Here is a 2,776-nt window from a genome sequence, read left to right as displayed (position 1 = left end):
CACGGATTGGCACAGATTATTGGGGTGAGTGCTCCGGGTTATTTTTTCTTGCTATTGAGCCATCCAGCTATCTCGCTATCCGGCAAAAAGAGGAAGAGCGCGGTTCCCGCTGATTGGGAGCGGATTTTCACAGAAGAATTGAAGAGGAAGAGTTGCCCACAGATTAACACGGATTAGCACAGATTGATTGATGAGGGGGTTACCGGGTAGTTCTGTTGAGTTTTTCGGTTATCGAGCGGTCTGGCTATCCGGCAAGAAGATGAAGAGCGCGGTTTCCGCTGATTGAAATCGGATTTTCACAGATTGAAGACGGGAGACGGGGAAGAAAGATTTTTGCCCAAGGATTTTCACGGATGGGAAGATTGTGGATAACTTTTTCAATCGATATTTCTGCGCATTCAGGCTCCTATATTTAAACATTTGATAATCTGTATTCACATGCTGTTATTATCAAAGCATTTGTGTGAAATGCTTGTACAGCGAAATATTGAGGGTTCATGGTTGCAGAGGGCATTTAAGGATCCTGATTATATCGAGAGTTGTGATGATGGGACAAGACATTATTTTAAAAAAATCAGCGAGAATGAAAACAGATGGTTGAAAGTAGTTGTTAATGTAGATCAGATACCCTATAAGGGGGTAACAGCTTTTTTTGATCGTAGATTAAGGGAGAAAACATGAAAGTTACTGTTGATAAGGAAACCGATACTCTTTATTTTCGTCTTGATGATAATAAAGTAATCGAATCAGAAGAGGTCAGGCCGGGCGTGATTCTTGATTATGATGAAAATGATACTGTTGTTGGCGTGGAGTTTCTGAATGTATCGTCAAGAATATCAAAAGAATATTTATTGAATATGCAATTTCAGTTGGCGTGAACGGGAGTATCGCAGCTTCGATGTGCGAGGTAGAGGATGAGGGGATGTTGCCCACGGATTTTCACGGATTGGCACGGATTGAAGAGGGTGGGCCGTGAGCTGTGTGCCGGAAGCTTGGGTTATGCTTTCTCGCTATTGAACTGTCAGGCTATCAAGCCATGAAGAGGAAGAGCGCGGTTCTCGCTGATTGGGATCAGATTTTCACGGATGGGAAGATTGTAGGATGTGAGCTGTGGGATGGAAGAGGAAGAGTTTTTGCCCACGGATTAACACGGATTGGCACGGATTGAAGAGGGCGAGTGCTCCGGGTTATTTTTTCTTGCTATTGAGCCATCCAGCGGTCTCGCTGTCCGGCAAAAAGAGAAAGAGCGCGGTTCCCGCTGATTGAATGCGGATTTTCACGGATTGAAGACGGGAGACGGGGAGGGAAGATTTTTGCCCACGGATTTACACGGATTGGTACGGATTGGTACGGATTGAAGAGGGTGAGATTGGGGTATGCGCTATGGGTTATGCTTTCTTGCTATTGAGCCATTGAGCTGTCTCGCTATCAAGCCATAAAGAGTAAGAGCGCGGTTTCCGCTGATTGAATGCGGATTTTCACGGAGGGTAGATTGTGGGGAGTGGGTGTTAAGTGGTTGGAGGGAGAACGACCACTACCGAATCGACCGCTCGATAAGTAGCTCATGCACGTTGCGCCGGCCATCAAGGATGCAATGGACGAAAACACGTTGGTCGTGAATGCGGTATATGATGCGATAGGGTTTCCAGTGTATTTCGAGATACTCCCGGACGTGAACCCTTTCGAGTTCAGCGGGAACATGACCACGGTCGGGAAAGTCTTGAAGGGTAAAGCAGGTTGCCTGAAGCTCCTGTAAAAGGTAATCTGCCTTTTCGGGCGAATCGTTATGAGCCACATAATTCCAGATGTCGAAAAGATCATTCTCGGCATCAGCGCTCAGATACACCCGATACTTCATGGTACTTGTTTTTTGGCGATACGTTTTTTAACCGCATCAAAAGCATCGCCGAGAGGTTTATATTCTTCACGGTCGATACTTGCAGAGGACTGCGCCAGCATTTTGAGCAGTGCCAGGCTCTCCTGCGTCTGTTCGTAAACATGGATGTCCTGCACAATCACCTTGGCTTCGCCGTGGTGCGTTATAATCATGGTTTCCCTGTTGTTGCACACATTCCGCAGGACTTCCGATGCGTGCGTTTTCAGGTAGCTGACAGGTTTGATTGAGTTACTGTATTTCATGGGTTGCTCCGATTTCGACTATTATTCAGTCTGAATTATAGTCATTTTTGAAAGTCTATCCATCAATAAAAAGAATAAAGAAGGGGATGTTGTTTTGCTGCTCAACTTGTAGGGTGAAGAAAGGAAGAGATGGGGAGAAGAGGGGGAACGCGGTTCCCGCTTGATTGGGGAGGGATTGAAGAGGGGGATGTGCCCACGGATTAACACGGATTGGCACGGATTGAAGATGGTGAGATTGGATTAGGCGCTATGGGTTATGCTTTTTTGCTATTGAGCCATTGAGCTGTCAGGTTATTCAGCAATGAAGAGGGGGAGCGCGGTTCCCGCTGATTGGGGAGGGATTGAAGAGGGGGATGTGCCCACGGATTAACACGGATTGGCACGGATTGATGGGTGAGGTGGTGTCTGGGGGGTTGTGTTATGGTTTTGGGCTTTTGTGGTGTCGGGTTATTCAGCAATGAAGAGGGGGAGCGCGGTTCCCGCTGATTGGGAGCGGATTTTCACGGATGGGAAGATTGTGGGATGTGAGCTGTGGGATGGAAGAGGAAGAGTTTTGCCCACGGATTAACACGGATTGGCACAGATTATTGGGGTGAGTGCTCCGGGTTATTTTTTCTTGCTATTGAGCCATCCAGCT

The 2,776-nt window shown here is 47.0% G+C and carries 4 protein-coding genes; 2 read left to right on the top strand and 2 right to left on the bottom strand.

Annotation, left to right across the window (positions count from 1 at the left end):
- Positions 1 to 468 precede the first annotated feature (468 nt).
- Positions 469 to 681 carry a DUF4258 domain-containing protein gene (locus K4305_RS07805; protein ID WP_331561852.1) on the top strand — a complete coding sequence of 71 codons (213 nt, stop codon included), beginning with the start codon at positions 469 to 471 and terminating at the stop codon, positions 679 to 681.
- Positions 678 to 878, top strand: a complete 201-nt coding sequence (locus tag K4305_RS07800; RefSeq protein WP_331561851.1) for a DUF2283 domain-containing protein — start codon at positions 678 to 680, stop codon at positions 876 to 878. Before K4305_RS07805 ends, K4305_RS07800 begins: the two co-directional genes overlap by 4 nt.
- 656 nt (positions 879 to 1,534) lie before the next feature.
- On the opposite strand, the gene K4305_RS07795 is transcribed toward K4305_RS07800, so the two are convergent.
- Both K4305_RS07795 and K4305_RS07790 read right to left on the bottom strand, forming a co-directional pair.
- Positions 1,535 to 1,858, bottom strand: a complete 324-nt coding sequence (locus K4305_RS07795) for a type II toxin-antitoxin system RelE/ParE family toxin (RefSeq protein ID WP_331561850.1) — start codon at positions 1,856 to 1,858, stop codon at positions 1,535 to 1,537.
- Positions 1,855 to 2,139 carry a type II toxin-antitoxin system Phd/YefM family antitoxin gene (locus K4305_RS07790; RefSeq protein ID WP_331561849.1) on the bottom strand — a complete coding sequence of 95 codons (285 nt, stop codon included), beginning with the start codon at positions 2,137 to 2,139 and terminating at the stop codon, positions 1,855 to 1,857. Before K4305_RS07790 ends, K4305_RS07795 begins: the two co-directional genes overlap by 4 nt.
- Between the last annotated feature and the right edge of the window lie 637 nt (positions 2,140 to 2,776).

This window comes from Chlorobium sp., from assembly GCF_036528655.1.
Taxonomy (GTDB): domain Bacteria; phylum Bacteroidota; class Chlorobiia; order Chlorobiales; family Chlorobiaceae; genus Chlorobium.
The sequence above is the reverse complement of the archived record's forward strand: the minus strand, read 5'-3'. Positions and strand labels throughout refer to the sequence as shown.

Excerpts from the sequence above, each read along its gene's own strand:
- K4305_RS07805 (WP_331561852.1), top strand. The coding sequence starts at position 469 with ATGCTTGTACAGCGAAATATTGAGGGTTCATGGTTGCAGAGGGCATTT.
- K4305_RS07795 (WP_331561850.1), bottom strand. The coding sequence starts at position 1,858 with ATGAAGTATCGGGTGTATCTGAGCGCTGATGCCGAGAATGATCTTTTC.
- K4305_RS07790 (WP_331561849.1), bottom strand. The coding sequence starts at position 2,139 with ATGAAATACAGTAACTCAATCAAACCTGTCAGCTACCTGAAAACGCAC.
- K4305_RS07800 (WP_331561851.1), top strand. The coding sequence starts at position 678 with ATGAAAGTTACTGTTGATAAGGAAACCGATACTCTTTATTTTCGTCTT.